This window comes from Pontixanthobacter rizhaonensis, from assembly GCF_012972675.1.
GTDB lineage: Bacteria > Pseudomonadota > Alphaproteobacteria > Sphingomonadales > Sphingomonadaceae > Pontixanthobacter > Pontixanthobacter rizhaonensis.
Map to the genome: position 1 here is coordinate 1 of NZ_JABCRE010000002.1, position 26724 is coordinate 26724.

The 26724-nt window shown below is 55.5% G+C and carries 19 protein-coding genes; 6 read left to right on the forward strand and 13 right to left on the reverse strand.

The features are described from left to right. Positions 1-337 precede the first annotated feature (337 nt). The 4 genes from HKD42_RS00045 to HKD42_RS13230 all read right to left on the reverse strand — a co-directional run bounded on the left by HKD42_RS00045 (position 338) and on the right by HKD42_RS13230 (position 3166). On the reverse strand, positions 338-466 hold the full coding sequence (locus HKD42_RS00045) for a DUF2474 domain-containing protein (protein ID WP_170009158.1): 129 nt from the start codon (positions 464-466) through the stop codon (positions 338-340). Continuing rightward, positions 466-1461: a cytochrome d ubiquinol oxidase subunit II gene (cydB, locus tag HKD42_RS00050; protein WP_170009160.1), complete on the reverse strand. Its 996-nt coding sequence runs from the start codon at positions 1459-1461 to the stop codon at positions 466-468. Before cydB ends, HKD42_RS00045 begins: the two co-directional genes overlap by 1 nt. After that, the gene (locus HKD42_RS00055; protein WP_170009162.1) at positions 1461-2903 is read right to left on the reverse strand and encodes a cytochrome ubiquinol oxidase subunit I; all 1443 of its coding nucleotides are present in this window, start codon (positions 2901-2903) and stop codon (positions 1461-1463) included. The genes cydB and HKD42_RS00055 overlap by 1 nt, the downstream gene beginning before the upstream one ends. Positions 2904-3010: 107 nt before the next feature. Continuing rightward, a complete protein-coding gene (locus tag HKD42_RS13230; protein WP_425500355.1) occupies positions 3011-3166 on the reverse strand; it encodes a thioredoxin domain-containing protein in 156 nt (51 codons plus the stop codon). A gap of 353 nt (positions 3167-3519) precedes the next feature. Here HKD42_RS13230 and HKD42_RS00065 point away from each other — a divergent pair, with 353 nt between their 5' ends. From HKD42_RS00065 to HKD42_RS00075, 3 genes are read left to right on the forward strand one after another with little or no spacing between them, the layout of a single operon-like run. Next, positions 3520-4920 carry a sugar porter family MFS transporter gene (locus tag HKD42_RS00065; RefSeq protein ID WP_170009164.1) on the forward strand — a complete coding sequence of 467 codons (1401 nt, stop codon included), beginning with the start codon at positions 3520-3522 and terminating at the stop codon, positions 4918-4920. A 57-nt stretch (positions 4921-4977) separates the two neighbouring features. Next, entirely contained in the window at positions 4978-6501 is a 1524-nt protein-coding gene (locus HKD42_RS00070) for a tryptophan halogenase family protein (protein WP_170009166.1), read from the forward strand. Next, a complete protein-coding gene (locus tag HKD42_RS00075) occupies positions 6498-7994 on the forward strand; it encodes a tryptophan 7-halogenase (protein ID WP_170009168.1) in 1497 nt (498 codons plus the stop codon). Before HKD42_RS00070 ends, HKD42_RS00075 begins: the two co-directional genes overlap by 4 nt. Positions 7995-8025: 31 nt before the next feature. On the opposite strand, the gene HKD42_RS00080 is transcribed toward HKD42_RS00075, so the two are convergent. From HKD42_RS00080 to HKD42_RS00090, 3 genes are read right to left on the reverse strand one after another with little or no spacing between them, the layout of a single operon-like run. Next, a complete protein-coding gene (locus tag HKD42_RS00080; RefSeq protein WP_170009170.1) occupies positions 8026-9036 on the reverse strand; it encodes a cupin-like domain-containing protein in 1011 nt (336 codons plus the stop codon). Beyond that, positions 9037-10557: a tryptophan halogenase family protein gene (locus tag HKD42_RS00085; RefSeq protein WP_170009172.1), complete on the reverse strand. Its 1521-nt coding sequence runs from the start codon at positions 10555-10557 to the stop codon at positions 9037-9039. Positions 10558-10565: 8 nt separating this feature from the next. Next, positions 10566-12128: a tryptophan halogenase family protein gene (locus HKD42_RS00090; protein WP_170009174.1), complete on the reverse strand. Its 1563-nt coding sequence runs from the start codon at positions 12126-12128 to the stop codon at positions 10566-10568. 163 nt (positions 12129-12291) lie between these two features. Between HKD42_RS00090 and HKD42_RS00095 the strand changes: the two genes are divergently transcribed. After that, complete coding sequence (locus HKD42_RS00095; protein WP_343042089.1) at positions 12292-15633, forward strand: TonB-dependent receptor; 3342 nt, start codon at positions 12292-12294, stop codon at positions 15631-15633. Between the two features lie 115 nt (positions 15634-15748). On the opposite strand, the gene HKD42_RS00100 is transcribed toward HKD42_RS00095, so the two are convergent. Together HKD42_RS00100 and HKD42_RS00105 are read right to left on the reverse strand one after the other, a co-directional pair. After that, the gene (locus tag HKD42_RS00100; protein WP_343042090.1) at positions 15749-16930 is read right to left on the reverse strand and encodes an endo-1,4-beta-xylanase; all 1182 of its coding nucleotides are present in this window, start codon (positions 16928-16930) and stop codon (positions 15749-15751) included. Positions 16931-16940: 10 nt separating this feature from the next. Beyond that, on the reverse strand, positions 16941-19355 hold the full coding sequence (locus tag HKD42_RS00105; protein ID WP_246236568.1) for a glycoside hydrolase family 3 N-terminal domain-containing protein: 2415 nt from the start codon (positions 19353-19355) through the stop codon (positions 16941-16943). A gap of 187 nt (positions 19356-19542) precedes the next feature. On the opposite strand from HKD42_RS00105, the gene HKD42_RS00110 reads away from it, so the two are divergent. Beyond that, a complete protein-coding gene (locus HKD42_RS00110; protein ID WP_170011949.1) occupies positions 19543-20649 on the forward strand; it encodes a LacI family DNA-binding transcriptional regulator in 1107 nt (368 codons plus the stop codon). Continuing rightward, positions 20646-22427, forward strand: a complete 1782-nt coding sequence (locus HKD42_RS00115) for an IlvD/Edd family dehydratase (protein WP_170009176.1) — start codon at positions 20646-20648, stop codon at positions 22425-22427. Before HKD42_RS00110 ends, HKD42_RS00115 begins: the two co-directional genes overlap by 4 nt. Before the next feature lie 42 nt (positions 22428-22469). Here the strand turns inward: HKD42_RS00115 and HKD42_RS00120 are convergent, their stop codons facing one another. From HKD42_RS00120 to HKD42_RS00135, 4 genes are read right to left on the reverse strand one after another with little or no spacing between them, the layout of a single operon-like run. Next, positions 22470-23342: an SMP-30/gluconolactonase/LRE family protein gene (locus HKD42_RS00120; protein WP_170009177.1), complete on the reverse strand. Its 873-nt coding sequence runs from the start codon at positions 23340-23342 to the stop codon at positions 22470-22472. Then, a complete protein-coding gene (gene xylB, locus HKD42_RS00125; RefSeq protein WP_170009179.1) occupies positions 23342-24127 on the reverse strand; it encodes a D-xylose 1-dehydrogenase in 786 nt (261 codons plus the stop codon). The genes HKD42_RS00120 and xylB overlap by 1 nt, the downstream gene beginning before the upstream one ends. A gap of 4 nt (positions 24128-24131) precedes the next feature. Then, positions 24132-25571, reverse strand: a complete 1440-nt coding sequence (locus tag HKD42_RS00130; RefSeq protein WP_170009181.1) for an aldehyde dehydrogenase family protein — start codon at positions 25569-25571, stop codon at positions 24132-24134. A 5-nt stretch (positions 25572-25576) separates the two neighbouring features. Further along, a complete protein-coding gene (locus HKD42_RS00135) occupies positions 25577-26704 on the reverse strand; it encodes a fumarylacetoacetate hydrolase family protein (RefSeq protein ID WP_170009183.1) in 1128 nt (375 codons plus the stop codon). Between the last annotated feature and the right edge of the window lie 20 nt (positions 26705-26724).

Sequence of the window (26724 nt, forward strand, 5' to 3'; positions counted from 1 at the left end):
GCTTCAATCAACGCTCCCCACAAGCGAAGCAAGCGTGCCTCAAAGCTCTGTCCCACGGTCACATCATCGAAAACCCAGCAGGGCTCACCACCTTTTCAATCACTTATCGAGACCGAGCCGCGAGTGTCGAACGCGCAGGTAGCAAATAGGTATCGTAGCCTTTTGATTCGGAAAGGTAGCACCTTTCTTGCGCCGGGATTATCTCGATATATCCCGGAATATCTGTAGACAGCCGGGATATTTTTGCGGTTTTTGGTCAAGCCTTGCGATGGCGTTCATTCCGCCGGTGCATTCAGCCTACGTAATTGCATGCTTTCGGTTCATCCGGACATTGCGATCACTCTGTAAGCCATGTTCGGATGACCCAAGCCACTGCGCCAAGCACCGTCACGCTCATCCCCCAAATTGCCGCCATCCATAAGAGGCGTTTCCAGAGCGGAGAGGTCGGTTCGTCAGGCACCGGCATCAATGGTACCCCTCATCACCTACCTTACCGCGAAACACCCAGTAGGCCCACGCCGTGTAAGCCAAGATAAGCGGCAGGGTGATGGCTACGCCTATTAGCATAAATATCTGGCTCTTCTCCGGCGCGGCAGCATCCCAGATGGTTACGCCGGGAGGGACAACATAAGGCCACATCGTTACGCCCAACCCAGCCATACCAAAGAAGAACAGCGCCAATGACAGCCAAAATGGCTTGCTGTGGCGCTCAGCCTTGAGCGAACGGATCAAAGCGACTGCAACGATTGCTGTCAGGATCGGGACGGGGGCTGCGAAGTATATCTCAGGTGCCGTCATCCATCTTTCGGCATATTCCGCGTTGAGCACCAGATTATACAGGCTGACGGCACCCATCAGCAGGATCGTCGCCAGAGCCGATATCTTGCCCAACTGCCTAGCTTTCGCCTGTCCCGTTCCGTCTAGCTTCCAGACCAACCACGTTGCCCCAAGAAGTGCGTAGCCAGCTACCGTGCCTAAGCCGGTGAGCAGAGTGTACGGCGTCAGCCAATCGAACCAGCTGCCCGCATAGGCGCGGTCAACCACTTCGATACCTTGGAGCAGCGCCCCCAAGGTCATGCCTTGTGCCATTGCGGCGACCAAAGAGCCGCCGGTAAATGCCGCATCCCAGAACCGGCGATGGTTTGGATCGCGCCATCTATATTCGAACGCAACGCCGCGAAATACCAGGCCAAGAAGCATGGCAATTATCAGAGGGTAGGTGGCAGGTAGAATTACCGCATATGCTAACGGGAAAGCCGCCATCAGCCCGCCGCCGCCAAGGACAAGCCAAGTTTCGTTTCCATCCCAAACAGGGGCAATGGAATTCATCGCTCGATCTCGTTCCGAACCAACCTGAAAAGCCGGAAACAATATTCCAATGCCAAGATCAAAACCGTCCATAACCACATAGGCAAAAACAGCGAAGGCGATAATAAAGGCCCAGATGACTGTGAGGTCCATTACACATCCTCCTTATCGGTCGGAAGCGCTTCCGCGCGCCCGAGATTTTGTGTCGGGCCGGGGGTGATACCTGCGGTCCTGATCGGACCGGTGTCACCGTGTTGTGCGCCCGGTTCGCCTGTTTGCGGCGACTTGCCCATAAGGCGCAAGATATACAGTATTCCGGCGCCAAAGACGGCGAAGTAGACAAGAACAAAGGCGAGCAGTGATGCTCCGACTGCGGGGGCATCAAGAGGGCTGGCAGCGTCCGCCGTTCGCAAGAGGCCATAAATCACATAGGGCTGTCTTCCGGCCTCTGTTGTGATCCAACCGGCGATCACGGCAACAAAGCCTGAGGGGGCCATGACGAGCGCAGCGCGGTGCAACCCCGGCCATTCATACAACCGCTTGCGGAACCGTGCGAGCAAGCTCCAAAGTCCGACGCCAAGCATTGCAAACCCGATCCCGACCATAATTCGGAAAGACCAGAACACGATGCCGACGGGCGGTTCTTCATCATCCGGAATTGTGTCCAACCCTGCCAGTGGCGCGTTCGGATCATGCTTCAAAATCAGCGACGATGCTTTGGGAATTTCGATAGCATAATCGACCCGCTTTTCCTCACTATTGGGAATGCCAAACAAGATTAGCGGAGCGCCATTCGGATGGCTGTCATAATGCCCTTCCATCGCCATCACTTTTTGTGGCTGATGTTCGAGAGTGTTGAGGCCGTGCATGTCTCCGGCAAAAATTTGCAGGGGAGCAACGATAACCGCCATCCACATCGCCATAGAGAACATCTTGCGTGCATGGGCGTTGCTGCGATCTTTCAGTAGGTGCCATGCGCCAACGCCGCCAACGACGAATGCGGTGGTGAGATAGGTCGCCATGAGAGTGTGTACGAGCCGGTATGGGAAGCTTGGATTGAAGACGATGTCGAACCAGCTATCGCCCGGCAGGAATTGGCCGTTCGCACCCATCACATGGCCCACCGGCGTTTGCATCCAGCTGTTTACCGACAAGATCCAGAAGGCAGAGATAAAAGTGCCCAAGGCCACCATGCAGGTTGCGGCAAAATGCAGCTTTTTGCCAACCTTGTTCATGCCGAACAGCATTACGCCTAGAAAGCCTGCTTCCAAGAAGAAGGCTGTTAGCACTTCATATGCCATCAGCGGCCCGATGACCGGACCAGCCTTGTCCGAAAAGACAGACCAATTCGTGCCGAACTGATAGCTCATCACAATGCCCGAAACGACGCCCATTGCGAATGCAACAGCGAATATCTTGATCCAATATTTGAACAGATCGAGATAGAGTTGTTTGCCCGTTTTCAGCCATAGGCCTTCAAGGACCATCAGATAGCTTGCGAGCCCGATCGAAAACGACGGGAAGATGAAATGGAAGCTGACCGTAAAGGCAAACTGGATACGAGCGAGCAGCAAGGCGTCGAACTGTTCAAACATAATTCTCTTTAACTCTGAAATTTCAGGCTTGCGATGGTGTTTATCGCAACAGTTGGCAGATCACATGCAACCTGCAAAATGATGCCGAGAACCGCCATCCATTTAATTCAATCAACCCGCGTTGTGCGCAGGTACGGGCGTAAGGTAGTCCAACCTTGCGGGAATAGCGGCTTGGCTTCCTCATCCGAAATTGACGGCGGGATGATGACGTCGGAACCGGAGCGCCAATCTGCCGGTGTCGCGATCTGCCTGGCATCGTGCAAACACGCAAAGATGCGAAACTTGTTTTCTATCGCATCGATAAAGAGAGCCTGTCTAGCGTAGCCGCGCTGATCGAGACCCTTGCTAGCAAACAGCCAATTTCTTCACCGGCCTCACGCCAGTCTGTTCGCGGTGTGGCCAACTTTGCGCGAATGTCTTAGCGCCGTAATTCTGGTATTACCAAATGGCCCGTCCGTGTACTTTTGCTCACCTGCTCTCCTGAAAAAGTAGAGTGGGATAATACGCCATTGCCGGATCATTCTCGATATCGCTTGCCAATGCATAAGACTTGCAGATAGGTAGCGCTACCATAAGGGTTGCGTACGACCATTCTCGGCGCATTAGGGAGGGCAAGATGGACCAACAACAAAGTGCAAACATGGCGCTGATCACCGCGATCGTCGCGGTAGCCACGCTGGGCGGGTTTCTGTTCGGATTTGATAGCGGGGTGATCAATGGCACCGTTGATGGTCTTCGCATCGCTTTCGATTCGGATGATGTCGGAACCGGCTTTAACGTGGCCTCAATGTTGCTTGGCTGTGCCGTCGGTGCGTTTGTAGCAGGGCGTTTGGCGGACATACTCGGCCGGAAGCGCACCCTATTATTGGCGGCTTTGTTCTTTATTGTCAGCGCCTATGGTTCTGGCATTGCCGGTTCATCCGCCGAATTTGTCGTTTACCGGATTATTGGCGGTTTGGCAGTCGGTGCGGCCAGTGTTTTGGCCCCTGTGTACATCAGCGAAGTAACGCCCGCCCATTTGCGCGGACGTTTGTCGAGCTTGCAACAGATCATGATTATTATCGGTCTGACCGCTGCGTTCCTTTCCAATTATCTTCTTGCAGAGTTTGCTGGCGCATCCACCAATGCACTGTGGATGGGGTTTGAAGCATGGCGCTGGATGTTCTGGATGGAACTCATCCCTGCTACGATTTTCCTGATCGCTTTGTTTTTTATTCCGGAAAGCCCGCGCTTCCTGGTCGCGAAAGAACGTAACGCGGATGCAGAGAATGTTCTGGGTCGTTTGTTTGGCAGCGGATTTGCCGAGCGCAAAGTTGCCGAAATCAAAACATCTATTGCGGCGGATCATGCGCCGCGCCTGTCGGATTTGCTTGACCGTCACAGTGGGAAAATCCGCCCAATTGTATGGACGGGCATCGGGCTGGCGGTGTTCCAGCAATTGGTCGGCATTAACGTGGTTTTCTATTACGGGGCTGTGCTTTGGCAGGCTGTCGGATTTAGTGAGAGCGACGCGCTTAAAATAAATATTCTGAGCGGTTCAATCTCCATCGCGGCATGTTTGGCGGCAATTGCTTTGATTGACCGGATCGGCCGCAAGCCGCTGTTGCTGGTGGGGTCGATCGGCATGGCCATCACTTTGGCGGCGATGGCATTTGCTTTCCAAAGCGGATCAATCGTTGATGGCTCGTTGGTTCTTTCGGACAGTGCCGGTGTGATCGCGTTGGTAGCCGCGAATGCTTATGTGGCATTCTTTAATTTCAGCTGGGGGCCGGTAATGTGGGTCATGCTGGGTGAAATGTTCCCCAACCAGATCCGCGGTTCGGGTCTTGCGGTCAGCGGGTTCGCGCAATGGACAGCGAATTTCGGGATCACCATGACCTTCCCGATTATGCTCGCATCGATTGGGCTGACCGGCGCATATGGTTTCTATGCAATCAGCGCTGCAATCTCTGTCTTGTTCGTTTGGAAGATCGTTCACGAGACCAAGGGGCTTGAGCTTGAGGATATGAAAGGATGATCCCAAAAGGCATTCTGCCATGGCACCTTTCGCTCAATTGCGGGTAGACTGCGGGCGATGAGTATCGGTCAGCCCAAGCCCTTGCGTGTGGTCGTCCTTGGCGGCGGCACGGCTGGCTGGATGACGGCGGCGGGTGTGGCGAAACTGCTACCGGGCTTGGCTGATGTCCATCTGATCGAGAGCAAAGATATCGGTATCGTCGGTGTGGGTGAGGCGACGCTTCCCCACATTCGCGGCTTTGTGGAGCGGCTGGGTATAGACGAAGCGGCTTTCATGAAGGCCACCCATGCGACGTATAAACTCGGCATTGATTTTCGCGATTTTGGCAGCATCGGAACCTCCTATATTCACCCGTTCGGCAGTTTTGGCGAAGAGGTAAACGGGGTTGGCTTCCATCACTATTGGTTGGAGCTGCAGCGGCAGGGAATGGCCGGTCCGATCGGAGATTATTCGCTGGCTGTGCAGGCCGCGCAGGCAAATCGCTTTGTCCCGCCGGTACAAGATACCAGCCTCGCATCCTCATACGGATATGCCTACCAATTCGATGCCACGTTGTTCGGGCCATTTATGCGCGAATTCGGGGTGACCAATGGTGTCCGCCGCACCGAAGGGCGCGTCACCGGGGTAGAACGGGATGCGGAGACGGGCGATGTGTCTGCACTGACACTGGAATCGGGGGAGCGGATTGAAGGCGATCTATTCGTCGATTGTTCCGGCTTCCGGTCACTATTGCTTGGCGATACGCTGGATGAAGAGTGGGAGGATTGGACTCACTGGCTGCCCTGCGACCGTGCCGCAGCGATGCCATGTGCGCACACATCTGATGAGATTGCGCCGTATACTACGGCGACTGCAATGCCCGCCGGCTGGCGCTGGCGCATTCCGTTGCAACACCGGATTGGCAATGGCTACGTCTTTGCCAGCAGTTTTATTTCGGAAGACGAGGCGTGTGACGCAATTGCGAAAGCGGCTGAGGGAACCCAGCTGGCTGATCCGCGCGTTCTGCGCTTCCGGCCGGGCAGACGCAAAAAAAGTTGGAGCCACAATGTTATCGGCGTTGGCTTAGCCAGCGGATTTCTGGAGCCGCTTGAATCGACCTCCATCTATCTTGCGCAAATGGCGATTACCTATCTGATCGAACTGTTCCCAGATGGACCGCAGATTGACCCGCGCGATCGCGATGAGTTCAACCGGCTGGTCGATATGGAATATGACCGCGTCCGCGATTTCCTGATCCTGCATTATAACGCGACAACGCGCGACGATTCTGAATTCTGGAACCATGTCAGGACGATGGAGCTGCCGGACAGCCTATCGGGCAAAATGGAATTGTGGCGTGATGCCGGACGGATAGAGAAATATTCCGATGGCCTGTTTTACGATGCCAGCTGGATCGCTGTGTATCTTGGGCAGGGCGTTTTACCGCAGCACCATGATCCCCGCGCCGCCTTACCTAAGCCGCAGCAAGTCGCGGGCGCGCTGTCACAGTTGCAAAAGACCATTGGTGACATTGTCACCGGGATGCCAAGCCATACCGAATATTTGCACCGGCAGACGGCCCGGATGGCTGACCCCTTATGAGCAATCCCCGCGCGCCTTTGAGACGGATCGTTGTGGCAGGCGACGGGCAGCTTGGCTCGCTGGCCGCATTGGCGATCAAACAGGCGCTGCCTTTTGCCGAAGTCATCATAATCGGCACGCCGGTTGATAATGGGGCGCTGGCTGATCGTTCGCCCACCGCGCTTCCATTTACCAATCGCTTTCATGACCGGCTGGGATTGCAGGAAGAGCTGCTATTGCTGCGCGCTGGCGGCTGCCATCGTTTGGTGCTGCGCTATATCGGATGGGGCGGCCACGATGGCTCCGGTGCTGTGCAGCATGGTGCGATGCCGTATGGCTTATCGAATGACGCCTCTTTGAAAACGCGCTTTGCGCAGGAATGGGGCGGGGGATCGCGAAGCGGGACCGAGGGGCAATCCGGCTCCCAATTCGCCGGATCAGTGGCCGAAATATTGGCAGGCCGCGGACAGTTCGCAATTCTGCCCAGCGAAACACCGACACCGCTGAGCGACGTTGATTATGCCTTGCGTTGGAACCCTGCTGCCTATCGCGATCTCATTATTGAAAGGGCCGCTGCGGCGGGTGTCCGGCACATCGCGGGAGAAATCTCCGACACAGTGCCAGACGGGCAGGGCGGGCTATCCGCGCTGACAATTGCAGGCGCAGGTACGATAGAGGCTGATTTCTTTGTCGATTGCACTGGCCCGTCCGCCGCGCTCCTGTCTCGCACTGCGCCCGTTAAGCGCGACGATTGGCAGGAATATCTACCCATTCGCCAATTGGCATTTGCGCAACCGGTGAAGCCTGTTCTGTCTTTGGAAGACCGTGTTTCCTTGCCCCAGCATGGCTGGCTGAACGAATTGGCTGGCAGAGACGCATTACAATTGATGCTGGCTTTGCCAGACGGCGTTTCAGATGGGCAGATTATGGACATGTTGGGCCAGCCGCCTGCCGAGAGCATATCGTTAAACCCCGGCGCGGTTTGCGAACCGTGGACCGGCAATGTTGCGGCGCTTGGCGATGCTGCTGCGCAATTTGAGCCGCTGGGCTTCCTCAATCTGGATTTGGCGCATAGGCAATTGGAATTGCTGCTAGAAATGCTGCCCGGCCAAGTGGTCGATCCGCGGGAACGCGACGAGTATAATCGCCGCGCTGGCCTGATGGCTGCCGGTGTGCGCGATGTGTTGGGGCTGCATTATGCGGCACCGGCGGCTGCGGAACGGTTCGGCCCGCTCAAACAATCAGCGCATTTAAAGCGCGTGTTGGATCAGTCATCCCGCCGCGGCCGTATTCCATTTTCGGAAGAATTGCCGCTCGCCAATCAGGAATTGTCAGCATTGCTGGCTGCGCTGGGAATGGGCAGCGGATTGACGCCTCTAGCATTGGCCGAAGGCAACGACGCGGCCGAAAAATCGCGTGCTGCCTTTGAGGCGAAAGCCCAAGCGGCTTTGTCTGCCGCGCCGCCCTATGGCGAATGGCTCGGTCGATTTTTGCAGAGTAATCAGCCGGGTTAGTGCCCCGTCAATAGGGCGCTTCGTGCCCCACCTATTTGACTATTCCGCGCAGCATCTGGCGCATTTGGGCCAACAGTTCCGGACTGGCCGGGGCGAGGATACCCTTGGCATGATCGGGCAAATGCGCCGACGGATCGCCATTATCCTCGAAAACATAGTGGTTCAGCATCATTTGCCAAACATTGCGCTGCTCCGGCGGTAAATGCCGGAAAGCGGCGAGGGCGTGTAGCAGGGCATCATACGGTCCGGCGAGCGCCGGGTGGGCGTCATTCCACCAATAGTTGATCAGGCAACTGACGGGTGAAAGCGATTCGACACCATGCCACCAACAATAAGGGATGTAGATCGCATCACCCGGTTCCAGAGTGACCTGCAAAGCGTGCGGCCATGCTTCCGAGTAGCGCGGATATTTCTCAAGATCGGGATTGTGCGGATCAACCATGCTGACAGGTGTGCCGGCAGGGGTTTTCTCAAACGGGCCCGGATAAAGATTGGGTGTTTGTTCAGGCGGGAATAGAGTGAAACGTCGCTGCCCCGCGACACAGACGGCGACGTTCTCTTTCACGTCATAATGCGGGGCCACACGAATTGCGTTGCCCAGCCAGATGCGCGGTTCCACATGGGTGAGCATGTCCAGCCTGTTGTGCTGGCTGAAGCCAGCAATGATACTGTCGACCGGTGTAGATTGGACAGCCATTGATGGCGGCCGCGGATCGCTGCGAAGGCGCATTAGATCGCCCACAAAGTCCGCCCATGTCCCGCGTCCGCTGACAAAATTAAATTTCGTCAGCGTTTCGTTGTAGAAAAAGCGGCCCTGCTCCTCATGACCGGCAACAATAGCGTTGATGGGCTCCCGGCTCGCACCGTTTGTAACATGGCGGGCAAACGCCTCATCGCCATCAATCGCTGCCTGTACGCTGGGCCAGTTGAGCGCTAGACCGCGGCTCACAACAGGTATGTTGCCCGCCCGTATATCGGCAAATTCGCTCTGCGAGGCGATCGCGTGTTCTACAACGGGCTGGGGCGGGCTGGATGCGTCCATCTATCGCGCTGCTATTGCGCTACCGTTCGCTGCCAGAAATTCTGCTTGAGATGGCATTTGCTGCACTGTGCTGGCAACAACGTGCCGAATATGCGCCAAGCGTTTCAGCGTTTCGGCATCGTCAATCACGCCGTTTGCTGTGTTCCATCCCCCAGGTTTGATCCCTTGGCCTGTCATCACAGCGAGCCAGCTCGCTTCGGTGAACAGCTCGTTATGCTCGCGAATGATGCGGCCGGATGAACGGAACATCTCCAGCTTGTCCGCCAGCCCCGCAGGCGGCTCAAGATTGCGGCAATAGTTCCAGAATTCCGAATCGTCGCGCTCTGTAGCGTTATAATGCAGCACGAGAAAATCGCGTATATCGACGTAGTCTTGCACGTTCTGCTTGTTGAAATGCGCGATTTCCGGTTCGCTGAAATCGGTTGTTGGAAAAAACGTCATGAGACGCGCGATTCCGGTCTGCACCAAATGAATGGTGGTCGATTCGAGCGGCTCGAGAAAGCCCGCCGAAAGACCCAAAGCGACAACGTTCTTATCCCAGGATTTGTGCCTGTAACCCGCTGTGAAACGCAGATGGTTGGGATCAGCCATTGGTTCACCATCCAAAGTGGACACAAGCAAGTCTGTCGCTTCATCTTGGTCCATATGGGCTGAAGAGTAGACGTGACCATTACCCAGCCTGTGCTGCAATGGAATGCGCCATTGCCAGCCCGCAGGCCGGGCGGTGGACCGCGTTAGTGCCTCGTTCTTGCCTGCAAGCGAGCATGGGATGGCAACCGCTCTGTCGCAGGGGAGCCACTTGCTCCAGTCCTCGAAGCCGACTTCCAGCGCTTGCCCGAGAAGTAGCGAGCGGAAACCGGTGCAATCAATGAACAGCTCGCCGCCGACCTCGCTCTCGTCGTCCAGCGTAACGTGCGTAACGAAGCCTGTTTCGCTATCTTGCGCGACTTGAACGACTTTGCCTTCAATACGCTCGACGCCGTTCGCTTCCGCCATCCGGCGCAAATATTTGGCGTATAGCCCGGCGTCGAATTGAAATGCATAACCGAGTTTAGACAAGGCAGATTTCGGATTGTCATGTTGCGGGTGGATGAACTTATCCAATTTCCCCGCCATGCCGGAAATCGAATAATCATTGAGTTCCGAACTATCCCCGGCAGCTAAACCGCGATGCCAATAATGGTGGAACTCAATCCCGTACATATCGAGGCCGAAGGATCCGAACGGGTGAACGTAAGAGTGGCCCAGGCGGGTCCAATCAACGAATTCAATTCCTAATTTGTATGTCGCGTGCGTTTCACGCACGAATTCGTGCTCATCAATACCCAGTAGAGCATTGAAGGAATTGATCTGGGGAATAGTTGCCTCCCCCACGCCGACCGTTCCGATCACTTCGCTTTCGATCAACTTGATGGAAAGCCCCGGCATTCCTGAAAGCAACCGCGACAGGGCTGCTGCTGCCATCCAGCCCGCCGTCCCGCCGCCGACAATTGTGACCGATTGAATGGGCTTGCCAGTCATGGTTCGCGTCATCCCGACATATCCTGCGCTGCTGCCCAAGAATTCGATTGCTTCAGGAAGTCGGTTTGAGACGGCATCTGCAATGCTGTATTATTATACGCTTCCCGCATCTGCTTCAGCGCACCGGCTACTTTCACATCATCAAGCGTGTCAGCCATTGGGTCATATTTTTCGGGCCAGATATTCTGTCCGAGCATCACAGCGATCCAGCTTGGCATCGTGAACAGCTCTGCATTTTCGCGGAACACGCGCCCATGCAGTCTCCATAATTCCATTTTCTTTGCCAGGGTGTCCGGCACATCCATGTCCCGCACATAGCGCCAGAACTCTGTGTCATCGCGCTGGGTTGCCTTATAATGCAGGATCACGAAATCGCGCACATCTTCATAGAGTTCGTGCATTCCGCGGTTATATTCATCCCGCTCGACCGGGCTGATTTTCTTGTCCGGAAACAGGGCAAATAGACGGGCAATACCGTTTTGCACCAAATGAATGCTGGTTGATTCGAGCGGCTCGATAAAGCCCGACGCCAGACCGAGCGCGACCACATTATGGTTCCACGCTTTGCTGCGCATACCGGTGGTAAAGCGCAAATGGCGGGCCTCTGCCAGCGGCTCCCCTTCGATATTGGCACGCAGGATTGTCTCGGCTTCATCTGCCTCCATATGGTTGCTGCAATAGACATGCCCGTTACCGGTGCGATGTTGAAGCGGGATCCGCCATTGCCAACCTGCGCCATGTGCGGTTGAACGTGTGTAAGGATCAAGCGTTTCAGGGTTCGCGCAGGGGAGGGCGATGGCGCGGTCAACCGGCAGCCAATGGCTCCAATTGTCGTAACCTGTCTCTAAAGCGCCTTCGATCAGAAGCCCGCGGAAGCCAGAGCAGTCAATGAAAAGCTCACCGTCGATCTTTTCGCCATTGTCCAATTCAACCGATGTGACATCACCTGTCTCGCCATCGCGATGCACCGCTGAAATCCGTCCTTCGCGGCGGATGGTGCCTTGTTTCTCTGCCAGTTTTCTGAGGAACTTTGCATATAGTCCGGCATCAAAATGATACGCGTATCCGATTTGTGCTGCCAAAGATTTGGAGCCCGGCTTTACCCGGGCGAATTTTTTGTGGCGGGCGGCCATGGAACTCATGGAGTAGCCCGCAATATCGCCCACTGCCTCGCGGCCCGCTATTGCCCCTGATTCTGCCAGGGCTTTCTCTCGCAAATAGAGTTGATGGAACGCAATGCCGTGCAAATCCTGGCCGTAACTGCCAAAGGGATGGAAATACCTGTCGCCCTGCTGGCCCCAATTGACGAACTCGATGCCCAATTTGAAAGTACCATTGGTAGCGCGGAGGAAATCGCTTTCAGAAATATCCAGCATTTTGTTAAAATTCGCGATCGGGGGGATAGTCGCCTCGCCAACCCCCACCGTGCCAATTTGCTCCGATTCGACCAGTGTGATCGTGCGCCTGCCATTATCGAAATATCTTGAAAATGCAGCGGCTGCCATCCAGCCGGCTGTGCCGCCCCCGACAATAACAATCTTCGCGATATCGCTATCATTCTCGGGTTGCATGGCTGTGTACTGCGTCCTTTTGGTTACATAATTGCGTTGTTGTCCTTGTGCCGCGTCCGTCGCCTCTTGCCAAGCGCAAACCGCTTTGATAGTCCAATGCCATACAACAAGGCGCTGCTATTACATTTTTTTGGTAGCGCTACCACAGGGGAGGGAATTTCGAGTGAACACTTCTGATCGATTGACAGGGTCGTCGGCCGAGCGCGCGACACTTGGCAAGAGTGCGCTTCTGCGCTCCGGCGCTTCAATGCTGGCTATGGGCAGCCTGTTGCTGTCTTCTAATGTGCTGGCCCAAGAGGCGGCGCAAGAGCCTGCTGAACCGCAAACCGAAGCCGAGGTGGCAGACGAAGATGTTATCGTCGTCAGTGGTATCCGCGCCTCTTTGATCTCTGCCCAGAACATCAAACGCAATGCGGATACAGTTGTTGATGCGATTACTGCAGATGATATCGGGGCGCTTGCTGACCGGTCGGTCACAGAGGCACTGCAGCGTGTTCCTGGCGTCGCGATCAACCGTTTCGCTGGTTCCAACGATCCCGATCACTTCTCGGTCGAAGGTTCGGGCGTGACCATCCGCGGACTGAACTATGTCCGCTCCGAATTTAACGGTCGCACTGCATTTTCTGCGGGTGTTGGCGGGCAGGCGCTAAACTTTGCCGATGTGCCGCCTGAATTGCTCGGTTCGGTCATCATCAACAAGAACTCTACTGCGGCGATGATCGAAGGCGGCATTTCCGGCACTGTCAATCTGGTGACGCGTAAGCCGCTTGATGAACGCGGTTTCAAAATCGCGTTCAGTGCGGAAGGCAATTATGGCGATTTCGCAAAGAAATGGTCGCCGACAGTTTCTGGTCTCATTAGCAACACGTGGGAAACTGACGCCGGTACCTTTGGCATTCTGGCTAGTGGTACGTTCTCCCGTATCCGTAGCCGCGCTGACGGTATCCAAGTCACAAACTTCCAGGCGCGTGACAACACATTGGTTGCGGCGGCAAACACCGGCGGTGCATTGACATGTCGTAACGCTCTGCCGGTTGATGGTGACAGCAGCACTTTGCCACCAGGCGGTGCACCATGCGGGACATTGGGTGCTGGCGGGCCAGACGGATTCGCCGATCTTGCCGATCTACGCTTCGCTCCACTCGGGCCGCAGTTCCGGTCACAGCAGTTTGATCGCAAGCGGGATGGGTTCTCTGTTGCAGCCCAATTCGAATCAATCGATGAGCGTACTGTTGTAACTGCCGAGTTTATTCGTTCGCACACCACCAACAGCTGGGGTGAGCATACGTTTGAAACCGGCCCCGACTTGGCGGAATATAACACATATCCGATTGGCTGTTTGCAGAACGAGAATGGCCCAGGCGGGACGGCGCGTGCGGAATGCCCTGTCGGTGGGTTTGAAAATTACGTCTACGACGATACTGGCCTGTTCCAATCCGGCTATATCACCAGCCCGAACAATGGCTGGCGCGGAGATCCCGGCGCAGGCGCTGCATTCACATCGATTGGCGGGCTGCAGCAAGTGCTTTCACGCCGTCAAGTTGAAGACGAAACAACCAATGAAGATTATTCGCTTAATTTGCGCACTGAGCTGACTGATCGGCTGACCATCAGGCTTGATGCACAATATGCGACATCCCGCAAAGAGAACCTCGATTTCTCTGTATTTGGTTCGACCTTTGCGGATTCCGAGCTGGATCTGACGGGTGATTTGCCCGTCGGTATTCCTCATATTCCGAATTTCACCAGCTATTCGTGGCAGGGCGGTCCAAATGCAAACCTGGATGGCCTGACCGACGCTGAATATTTCGTCGATCCCCGCGTCCAGTTCTGGCGCGCTGCGATGGATCACATCGAAGACAGCGAAGGGGAGCAGTTCGCCTTCCAAGCTGACATCGATTATGATTTCGGATACGATTCCTTCATCCGCAAAGCCAAAGTCGGTGCACGCTTCTCCGAACGTGACACGACTGTTCGGTACACCACCTACAATTGGGGCGTGCTGAGCGAAGTATGGGGTGCAAATGGTGACGTTGTTCGTTTCGGTGATACCGATCCAAGCAACTACGAAGTCCACGATTTCGACAACTTCTTCCGCGGTGAAACGGCAGCCCCGCCGGCTGCACTGTATTACTCGGGTGACTTGATCGACGGTTATGACGAAGCGACCAATTTCGCATTGGGTGTAAACCAGGAATTCCAAAACCGTGGTGGCCCCGCTGGTTGGGTGCCATTGGCTCAACGTCCGGGTGCACTTAATGGCTCACCGTTCATTCCAAGCGATATTCAACGCCTGAAGCAACGTGATACGGCTGCCTATGCGATGCTGGAGTTTGGTTCCGATGATCTGCTGGGCGACGTACGTTTTGCCGGTAATATCGGCGTTCGCTATGTGAACCTGGATACGCGATCGTTCGGTAATCTTAGTGCGCCAAGCGCCCAACAATTGGGTATTGCAGATCCATTCTCTGTTCGATGCACTGCGCAGGGGCCAACCGGTCCTGTGCCCAGCACCGAGCCGCTGTGTTTGCAAGGCGAAGCAGCCTATAACAATCTTAGAGCGTTCGCGGGCAACGGTACAGGCGGTACCAATAGCGTGCGCGGTGATACGTTTGACTACTTCCTGCCAAGCTTGAATCTCCGATTTGGGCTTACGGAAGATCTGATCCTACGTTTCGCCGCTTCTAAGGTTCTCACCCGGCCAGATAACGCATTGTTGCGGAACTTCCTGGACATCTCCTTGGATCAGTCAGGCAATCTGACTGCGCAAGGCGGCAATGCCGATTTGGCACCGGCTACCGCTTGGACATATGACGCTTCGCTGGAATGGTACTTTGCGCCGGTTGGCTCTTTGACGTTCAACGCGTTCTACAAGGATATCGATAACTTCTTCTTCCAGGACTTGGTCAATCAGGAAGTGACCAATAACGGTATCACCCAAAATGTGCTGGTCCGCGGGCCTGCCAACTTCCAAGGCGGAGGTAAGATCAAAGGTTTCGAGGTTGCATATCAACAGACCTATGACTTCTTGCCTGCTCCGTTCGATGGATTGGGTGTGCAAGCCAACTACACGTATATCGATAGTGATGGCCTGCCGAACACGTTCTTGAACGGGCCTGATTTGGCCAATGAATCGACCGTTGCACCAGCCGGCAATTTGCCGCTCGAGCAGCTATCGAAACATAATATCAACGCTACGGTATTCTATGAGAAGGGGCCGGTAAGTGTCCGTGCGGCTTACAATTGGCGCTCGCGCTTCTTGCTTACCGCGTCCGACGTGATCTTCCCGTTCTACTCGATCTTCAATGAAGAGACCGGACAATTGGATGGTTCGATCTTCTTCAAATTATCTGATGAAGTTCAGGTCGGCGTGCAGGGTGTGAACCTGCTGAATGAAACGACCGAGACGCTGCAGGCCTATACCGGCGATGCGAATGTCTTGGCACCGCGATCATTCTTCACAAATGACCGGAGGTTCTCGTTCATCCTCAGGGGTAAGTTCTAAACCCCCTTAGACCTAGGCAAAAAGAAAGGCCGCCTCGGGAAACCGGGGCGGCCTTTTCTTTGGGGCAAGCAGTGTTAACGTTGTGGGCGTTTCCGCCCCGTCTCAGCCTATACTCTCAGGTGCGTTTCAATGCCTGCGCCAAGGCTTCACGCATCGGCTTTGCTTGATAATCGCTGCTATAGGGTGTGCCGCGCACTTCCAGCCCGTCGGCCCTTTTGGATGGATCAAAATACTGAAGCCAATTATATTGATCGACCATCCCCCACACGAGGATGTCGTCCAGCATTGAATCGTAATCCATCATCACATCGAAATAGCGGCGCGTATATTCAGCCACCAAGCGGTCGCGAGTAGCGATATCGGCGGGCAACGCCTTATCCTTCACGTCGAATTCAGTGATCAGAAGACGATATCCCATGCCAGTTACCTCATCGAGGAACTTGCGCCATTCGCGTTCGCGGTAAGGGCTAACCCCGGTGACCGGATCGACTTCCATAATCTCAATATGGCTCTGGATACCAAGTGCATCGACCGGTGTGCCGCGTTTCTTGAACCCTTCCAGCAGACGCAATACAGCCGTCATGTGGCTGGAATGTGCAGGTTCCCAGCTCATATAATCATTATAGACAAGCTGGGCGTTTGGCAGATTTTCCCGCGCGCTGTGGAAGGCCAGATCCATGACCGCTTCCGGGCTGCCCATCGCGCGGCTAAGGCTGGTTTCTATTGGCCGGTTGGTTCCATGATCGATCGCTTCGTTGACAACATCATGGCTGACAATCGTGTCAGCGTAGCGTTCGGTTACCAACCGGATGTGTTCACTCAGGATATGCCCGGCTTCACTGGCTGGCGAAGTCCCGAAATCATATGTATTGAGCCAATCTGGAAACCATTCTGGCCGGTGCCACAGCAGCACGTGGCCGCGCACATCCATATCGTTGGCTTTCGCCCATCGTACGATTGTGTCCATTTGCGAGAAATCATAGCGATCGGGCGAGGGGCGGATAGCCTGCCACTTCATGGCGTTTTCAGGCACCACCAAACCACATTCAGACTTCACCAATTCGGCGTATTTGGTGTTCGCGACGGAGCCGGAATTTTCGTTGCCAATCCCATGCGCCACTGCGGTCCCGAAGCGCCTTCCGCCGCTCCTTGCTATCGAGTCCAGACTTCCTTTTGCATCTAGCTTCGGTGATGCAGCTGGCGCGACGAGTGTCGGCGCGCAAGCGGCAGCAGGTAATGCGGCCAGACCGCCGAGTGCGGCCCGGCGAGAGCAATGATGCAGAGTTTCGATGGTCACCAAGGTGGTCCTATTCCGTGATCGTAAGCTTAACCGTTTTGAGGTCCTGTGAATTTGGCCCGACCATCAGGTTGAACTCCCCCGGTTCGGTGACGCGTTCCATATCGCGGTTCCAAAACGCAAAACTGTCTGCATCAATCGTGACACTAACAGTTTTGGAGGCACCGGCATCCAAGGTAACGCGCTCGAATCCGACCAGCTCCTTAACCGGACGCGTAACCGAGCTGACTACGTCGCGCAGATACACCTGGACGACTTCATCCCCAGCCATATCACCGGAATTGGTGACGCGAACATTCACTGTCACATCTTCACCCGGCGCAATGCTCGCTGATGACACTGTGGGGGCTGCCATATCGAAGCTGGTGTAAGAAAGGCCGAAACCAAACGGGTATAGCGGCGTAGCATCGTCGAATAGATAACCCCGCCGCGCGCTTGGCTTGTGATTGTAGAAGAACGGCAATTGTCCGGCATTACGCGCGACCGTTACCGGCAACTTACCACCGGGGTTTACTTGCCCGAACAGCGCATCAGCAATGGCATTGCCTTGCTGCTCGCCAGCGTACCATGCTTCCAAAATCGCATCAGATTGTTCGGCTACCTGCAGATAGCTTGGCGGACGGCCATTAATTAGGACCGTTACGATCGGTTTGCCAAGCGCCTTTAGTGCGGCGAAGAGCTCGTTCTGCTCTCCCACCAGATCAAGGCTTGTTCTGTCGCCCAAATGCGCTTCTGCCCAGCCTTCGCGGCTTGTCTGTTCGGTGTCCCCGATAAACAGCAGGATTGTGTCCGCATTTTCAGCTGTTTTGACAGCCTCTGCAATCATCTCACGGTTCTTGGCCGGATCACCAAGAGTGACTTCATCCTCCCACCAATCATCATCTTCGGTGATCACCACGCCTTGTGCGTGCACAATATTTGCGCGGTCACCGACGAGACTACGGATACCCTCTAAAGGCGTTACAGTGTCGCGCGGAATGCCATAATAGCCGCCCAGGCGCGCAACATCGGCATTCGGGCCGATCACCGCGATTGTAGGCGCGTCTGCTGCCGTATCGGGCAAGGTCAAGGGAAGCGCCCCATCATTCTTAAGCAGAATGAGCGACTTTTCAGCCGCGCGACGGGCGAGGGCACGCCCTTCAGCTCCGTTGGAACGCAGCGCGGGCGCAGCATCATCCACGAATGGATTTTCAAACAGTCCTGCATTGAATTTCATCGTCAGGATACGGCGGACAGCAGTATCGATTGCGGCCATCGACACCGAACCGTCTTTCACTTGTTCAGTGAGTGTGGAAAACGATATTCCGCTGGGTAGATCCACATCGACACCGGCTTCCAGAGCGATTTTGGCGGCGGCGGGTACATCGGCCGCGATATTGTGACGGGAAACCATTTCCTCAATGGCGTAGTAATCAGACACTACCGTACCGTCGAATTTCCATTCACCGCGCAGGATGTCCTGCAGCAGCCATGAACTGGAATGGCTTGGGATACCGTCGATCTCGTTATAACTCGCCATAACGGCATCAATTGCGGTACGCTCGACCACTTCTTGGAAAGGCGGGAAGAACATTTCGCGCAAAGTGCGTTCTGAGATTTGAGCAGGGCCAATATTGGTGCCACTTTCCGGCTGACCATGACCGGTCATATGCTTCAGTGTTGGCATGACCTGACCCGGTTTCAGTTTCGGATCCTTCCCGACGCCGCGCAGCCCTTCGACCGCTGCGACACCCATTTCACCCACCAGATACGGATCTTCGCCAAACGTCTCTTCGATACGGCCCCATCGTGGGTCACGCGCGATATCGACTACCGGCGATAGCACCTGATGCACACCGCGTGCGCGCACTTCACTGGCGATATAGTCATTGATGCTGCGCACCAGATCGGGGTCCCAAGTCGAAGCCAGACCGATAGATTGCGGGAAGCTGGTGGCGTCGAGAGCGGCCAGACCATGCAACGATTCTTCATGTGTAAGCACCGGGATGCCCAGGCGCGTCTGTTCGCGCGCCCAGCGTTGCAGAGCGTTGACGTAGCGGATCGATTCTTCGATGCTCCGCGGTGTGTTCACGCGCGGGCTTCCCGGACCTTTGAGATCAGATGGACGGGCGAAAAAGCCGAGTCCGTCGGGATAAAGTTCCGCCGCTTTATCAGCCGCAAAGAAGTTGTTCTTGTCCTGTATTTTCGGTTTGTCGTTCCAGATGGTAACCATCTGCCCGATCTTCTCTTCCAGTGTCATTCTGGCGATCAGATCTTCGACCCGTTTTTCGGTTGGTGCGGAGGCATCCCAATAAAGCGCGGCGGCCTCTGGTCGTTCAACCGTTTCCGTAAGCAATTCCTGCGCGCTGGCCGCGCTGGAATAGCTGGCTGATATCGCCATGACGCTGACACATGCTGCCAGTGCAGCGTTCTTGAGAGTGCCCATTAATTTCCGCTCCTGTGATCAGCGTCGGTGGTACCGCGCTTTACTTATGGTAGCGCTACCACTATCGTCTTGCTGGTTGATGTCAACCGCGATGAATGTGGATGATTTCGCGGGCAGGGCTCATCCTTCGCGTTTTTCGGGCCTGAACTATTGCTGAAAGAGTACGAGTATGGCTATGCAAGCTGTCATGGAGGGACTGAAGCCTCAGGGCTACATAAAGCGCGTGAAACAGCGCGGTGGGAACGCGCCTACGATTGCCGATGTCGCAGCGCAGGCCAACTGTTCTCCCATGACTGTGAGCCGTGTTATCAACGGCGGCAGCCGAGTGAAGGCGGAAACGCACGAAGCGGTCATGAAGGCCGTTCGCAAGCTCAATTACAAACCCAACCGGGCTGCACGCAGCCTGGCCGGAGGAGAACAGCTTCGTATCGCGTTGATGTTCGACAATCCGTCAGCATCATATTTGGCCGAGTTTCTGATGGGTGCGCTGGACGAGGCATCCAGCAATGATATTCACTTGGAAGTCCAGAGCTGTGATAATGCCAGTGAAGCGTTGCCCATCATGCGCAAATTGCACGATGGCGGGATCAAGGGTTTCATCTTACCGCCACCCCTGTGTGACAATCAGGCCGTCATGGATTTGGCCAACGAATTGGATGCAGTGGCGATCGCTGTCGGTCCGGGTAAGGCGACCGATGCGCATGGATCAGTCATCATCGACGATTTTCAAGCTGCTTACGATATGACCAAACATATTATCGGCCTTGGTCATAGCCGTATCGGCTTTATAATCGGTAACCCCGAACAGGTGGCCAGCGGACGCAGGCTCAGCGGGTATCTGGCGGCGATGAATGATGCCAAACTCGATGTGATTGATGAATTGATAGTCCAAGGGCGTTTCACATATCGTTCGGGCATGGCGGCGACAGAATCGCTGTTGAAGGTTGATCCCCGGCCCACGGCGATCTTTGCTTCGAATGATGATATGGCGGCGGCCGCTGTTGCTGTGGCGCACCGCCAGCATCTTGACGTGCCGACTGATCTGACTGTCTGCGGATTTGACGATACGGAAATGGCCAGCACTATTTGGCCAGAGCTGACCACCATTCGCCAACCTATCCGGCAAATGACGGCAAGTGCAGTGTCGACAATCGCCCGTATCGTGAGCGCAAGACGTACCAGTAGCAATTGGCCGACCGAATTCACGACATTGCCCTATGAATTGATCCGCCGAGATTCCGACGCTGCGCCGAGTTTAGCAAAACGTACAAGCAGCGGTTCTGGCCAGTCGTGACCCAAAATGGCCCCAAAACGCTCCGGTCGCGGGATTGGTTTAACAATCTCGAACGGATGGATATGACAGCGCTCTATCTTGAGCGATTTATGAATTATGGTGTCACGCCTGAGGAATTGCGCAGTGGCAAACCAATCATCGGCATTGCGCAATCAGGTAGTGATCTAAGTCCTTGCAACCGCATCCATATCGATCTGGCAAAACGGACAAGGGATGGCATTCGTGATGCGGGCGGAATACCTATCGAGTTTCCCGTGCATCCCATTTTCGAGAATTGCCGCAGACCGACTGCTGCGCTTGATCGCAATCTGCTCTATCTGGGGTTGGTTGAATTGCTCAACGGCTATCCAATTGATGGGGTGGTTCTGACAACAGGGTGCGACAAAACTACGCCTGCCCAAATTATGGCCGCAAGCACGGTCGATATCCCCGCGATTGTTTTGTCAGGCGGTCCGATGCTGGATGGCTGGCATGATGGGGAACTGGTCGGCTCTGGAACCGTCATTTGGCGAAGCCGCCGTAAGCTATCCGCCGGTGAAATAGACGAAGAGGAATTCCTCGATCGTGCGACCAGCAGCGCACCATCTGCGGGGCATTGCAACTCCATGGGCACTGCCAGCACAATGAATGCAGTGGCCGAGGCGATTGGTCTTTCGCTAACCGGGTGTGCTGCAATACCAGCTCCATACCGTGAACGTGGCCAAATGGCCTACCGTACCGGCAAACGTATTGTTGACATGGTGGGCGAGGATCTGCGGCCGTCGCGAATTTTGAACCGCGATGCCTTTTTGAACGCGATCGCGACGGTCAGCGTATGTGGTGGTTCATCAAACGCCCAGCCGCATATCATCGCTATGGCGCGCCATGCCGGTGTCGAGCTGGAGCCTCAGGTCTGGCAAGAACATGGCTATGACTTGCCGCTATTGGTCAATATGCAACCAGCCGGCGCCTATTTGGGCGAGCGGTTTCACCGTGCCGGCGGTGTGCCCGCCGCCATGTGGGAACTGATGAACGCGGGCAAACTCAAAGGCGATGCGTTGACCTGCACAGGCCAGAGCATCGCCGATAATCTCTGTGGTAGCGAAAGCAATGATCGCGAGATGATCCGGACGTTTGACGAACCGCTGATGGAAAAGGCAGGTTTCTTGGTTCTGTCAGGGAATTTGTTCGACTTCGGCATACTGAAGACGTCCGTCATTTCTGAAGACTTCAGGCAACGATATCTTTCGCGTGATGGGAAAGAGGGTGTGTTTGAAGCACGGGCGATCGTGTTTGACGGGTCTGACGATTATCATCACCGGATAAATGATCCCGATTTGAATATTGATGCTGACTGCATTCTGGTGATCAGGGGGTCAGGCGTGATTGGCTGGCCGGGGAGCGCAGAAGTGGTCAATATGCAGCCGCCTGACGCGCTAATCCGCGATGGTATTGCTTGGCTGCCAACGCTGGGCGATGGCCGCCAATCGGGAACTTCGGATAGTCCGTCGATCCTCAATATCTCGCCTGAAAGCGCGGCGGGTGGAGGATTGTCTTGGCTGAGAACAGGCGACACAATCCGCGTCGATCTGAACTCACAATCGTGCGATGCTCTGGTTGATAAGGAAGAAATTGCCCGGCGCATTGCGGATGATCCGCAGCCGACAATTCCCGCCTCCCAGACTCCTTGGGAAGAACTATTCCGGGAAAAAAGCAGTCAATTGAGCGAAGGCGGGGTGATGGAATTCGCGCTGAAATATCGCAAGACATCCGCGAAGTTGCCCCGTCACAATCATTAATTGCGGTTCATCGCACGATAAACAGGTTAGGTTTTTATACCCTCACAATGCGGCTTCGGCTGGCGTGAAGCCGGGCACCTTAACCCGAAAGGTCAAAAGGCTGCCTGAGAGCGGGCTGTCGGCAAGCGCTTGTTCCGACATTCCCTGGCGGGCCGTTGTGACAAATGCGGTCCGCAAGTCCTGTCCCCCAAGACACAGCTTGGTGATATTCTTGGCGGGAAGTGCGGTGGTTTCGATCAATTCGCCGGCAGGACTGAAACGCGCCGCAGCCGAACCGTTATAAAGCCCGGTCCAGAGACAGCCTTCGCTGTCTACTGTGGGGCCGTCTGGGAATGCTTCGGGGAAATGTGCTGTGATGTCGACGAACATACGCGCTTCACTTACCTTTTCCTTGTCGAGGTCGGCCACCATGATTTTCTGATTGACGCTGTCGGTGAAGTATATCCGTGAGCTATCCGCATTGACAGCGGGGCCGTTGGTGATTGCGATACCGCTTGGCCCGGCAGGGGCTATTGTGCCGCGATCAAAAACATAGAAACGGCCATTTTTGTCGCTCTCGCCATCATCCATTGATCCGAACCAAACCCGCCCCCAACGATCAGTGCAGGCATCATTCAACCGGTTGGTTGGCAATTCGCCCGGCACATCCATCAGCTTTTCGAATTGCGCTGCTTCGGGTGAAAATGTGTAGAGCCCATCCTTTAGGCCGCAGAGTAATTGTCCATTACTGGCCGGCAAAACCCAGCCGATTTGATCTGGCGCATCGCTGATTGCATTGCTGCCGTTTGCTGGATCGAAATGCCACAGCCGGTGGCGTTTGATATCGACAAACCACACGACTTTGCGCCGGGCATCCCAGATGGGTCCTTCGCCAAGTGCACAGTCGGCCTGGAGTACTTCGGTTATGCCCGTCATTATCGCCACCCCGCATCAACCCAGTAATTGTGGCCGGTGCAGAAGCGCGCTTGCTGCGATGCAAGAAACAGCGCCATGGCGGCGATATCGCTCGGCTGTATCCGCCCATTAAGGCATTGCGCGGCGACGATTTCTGCTTCGCCTTCGGGTGTGTACCACTGCTTTTGCCGAGGTGTTTCGACATTGCCGGGCAGGATTGCATTCACCCGAATGTTGTCGCGGCCCAGTTCGCGGGCGAGACTGCGGGTCAAACCTTCAATAGCAGCCTTGGCGGTCTGGTAGACGACAAGATCCTGTATGCCCAGATGCCAGCTGATTGAACCAAGGTTGATGATACTGCCACCACCATTTTGGCGCATTGTGTCGACCAGCGACTGAGCAGCAAAAAACTGATGTTTCAAATTGATCGCGATACTGTCATCCCAGCTTGCGTCGGTGACGCTTTCGACCGTGTGACGATGATCATTACCGGCATTGTTGATGAGCACATCGCAACCGCCCAACGTGTCGGCCATGTTGGCAAGCGTGGCGGTGTAAGCTGGGGTGTCGGTGACATCACAGGTCTCAAAAACGGGTTGATGGGCGGCGTAATCCAATGAGCGGCACAGGGAGTGTCCTGCGTCGCCGGATATGTCGATGAATCCAACAGCACTGCCTTGCTCTACAAAGCCCTCAACAATGCCTGCGCCGATACCAGACGCGCCACCGCTTATGATTACGCGCTTTCCTTCGAGATCGGGATAGATCGCGCCCCTACTATCCTGTGTAATCACCCCCTCCTTCATGATCTTAGTCCCCGGTATAGACCGTTTTGATTTGTGTATAAAATTCGACCGCGGCAAAGCCCTGTTCTCTGGGGCCATAACTGGAACCCCGCGTGCCGCCAAACGGTACGTGGTAATCCACTCCGGCAGTCGGGAGATTGACCATCACCATGCCCGCGCGAACGTTCTTGCGGAAGTCACGAATACGGGCGGCATCGTTTGATACAATTCCAGCAGAAAGGCCAAAATCACCGGCGTTTGCGACAGCTAGGGCTTCGTCATAATCACCGACTTTGACGGTGCTCACCACCGGGCCAAACACCTCTTCTTGGTTGATCCGCATGTCATTCGCGGTGTCTGCGACAACGGTTGGCGCCATGTAGTAGCCGGGCGTTTCGCAATCGATCCGCTCCCCGCCCGTCGCGATCGTGCCGCCTTCGTCTTTTGCAACACCGACATAGCGCAGATTCTGTTCTAGCTGCGTCTCGCTGGCAGCGGGGCCAACTTGAGTGCCCTCGGCCAGCGCCGGGCCAACTTTGATTGCCTCGGCACGTTTGACAAGAGCTTCAATAAACTGGTCGTGTATAGCGGCTTCCACAATCACCCTACTGGATGCGGTGCAGCGCTGCCCCGTCTGGAAAAAGCCCCCATCAGCAGCAATTCCGACTGCTTTGTCGATATCGGCATCGGCCAACACGACCAGCGGGTTTTTGCCGCCCATTTCCATTTGCACACGCTTTTGTCCGGCCATTGCAGCCGCACCGACTTTGGCGCCGGTGCCGCGTGACCCGGTAAAACTGATGGCATCTATCCCCTCATGCGATGCCAGCGCGGCGCCTGCATCGCCTGTTCCAAGCACCAGGTTGAAGATGCCAGCCGGAGCTCCGCATTCTTCAAAGATACGCGCCAAAGCGACTGCCATGGCTGGCGTCCCCTCAGCGGGTTTCATAACCACCGTATTGCCAAAGGCGAGGGCAGGGGCGGCCTTCCAAGCAGGAATGGCGATAGGAAAATTCCAAGGCGTGATCATGCCCACCACACCGAGCGCTTCGCGGTATGTCGCAACATCAAGACCAGGGCGCGAGGATTCGAGTGTAAGGCCGTGACGGCGCAATGCTTCACCAGCAAAATAACGGAAAACGCGCGCGGCTCTCAGCGTTTCGCCCATGCCTTCGGCGCGGGTTTTTCCTTCCTCGCGCGCCAACAATTCACCCAGCTCGCTGGCGTTCGTGAACAGGGCCTCCCCCACTTTGTGTAGCAGGTCCGCCCGCATTTCTGGCGAGCCTGCCGACCAAGCCGGAAATGCACTATGCGCTGCATCAACGGCGCGGTCGATTGTGCCGCTATCGCCTACCGGAAAGCGGGCAACAATGTCATCCGTGTTCGACGGATTGATGCTGTCCATTGCGGCTGGCTCGGAAAGCCACTCGCCGCCAACAAAATGATTGAGAGTTTGTGTGTTCATGTGGATCAGATCCTGTCGATTAGGCCGCGCGCGGATAAGCCACGCATGAATTCCGCGATGCCGGTTTCCCAAGGGGGGGCATCGCGTGATGTTGTTACGGTATTTTCCAGACAGCCAAGGCGGTCGGATGATATAGCCACGCGGTCACCGATCTTGTGTGTAAAGCCGCTTCCGGGAACATCGCGATCTTGTGTCGGTGCAAACAAAGTGCCGCAGAAAAGCACGAAGCCGTCCGGATAGTGATGCTCGCTCAAATTCTGCGCCACCAGATCCATCGGATCACGGCTGATCTGGCCCATGTCGTTGCTACCAGTTAGAACATATCCGTCAGGGCCCTGAATAGTCAGATCAACATTGGCATTGCGCACATCATCCATCGTGTAATTATCGTCAAACAGCCGGATGAAGGGGCCGATTGCGCAGGAAGCGGTGTTGTCTTTAGCCTTGGACAAAAGCAGGGCAGAGCGCCCCTCAAAATCGCGCAGATTGACATCATTGCCCAGCGTCGCACCCAGTACATTGCCGCGGCTGTCGACGATCAGTACAATTTCAGGCTCCGGGTTGTTCCAGGCACTGTCAGAACGAATGCCGATTTCAGCGCCGTGACCAACCGTGGAAAGAACAGGCGATTTGGAGAAAACCTCCGCATCAGGGCCGATCGCTACTTCCAGATATTGCGACCACATTCCCTCTTCAATGAGAGCTTCCTTGAGCTCGGCGGCTGGCGCGCTTCCCGGCACCACAGAGCGAATACCAGATCCGACGCGCTGCTCCAGCTGTTCGCGAATTTCCACGGCTTTTGTGGCATCCCCGCGCGCGCGTTCTTCAATGACACGCTCAATCGCCGAGAGAGCGAAGGTAACACCGCAGGCTTTGATGCATTGCAAGTCAACCGGGCTCAGCAAGTGCCAATCAGCCGGCAGGCCCTGTTGCACGGAGCCGAGATCCCTGCCGCCATCGAATATACGGCGCTCAATCGCGCCAGACATAGTCGAGACGATCTGGGTAAGATCGTAAATTCGGCCTTCGAAAACGGAAATGATGCACGGCCCCTCAGGCGACATTGCCCGCCCGAGGAAGTGACCGGTCAGATGATCTTCCGGTAAACTGTCTAGCAGGCCGGTGCCGTTCATAATTATCCTAGCAAGGTAGC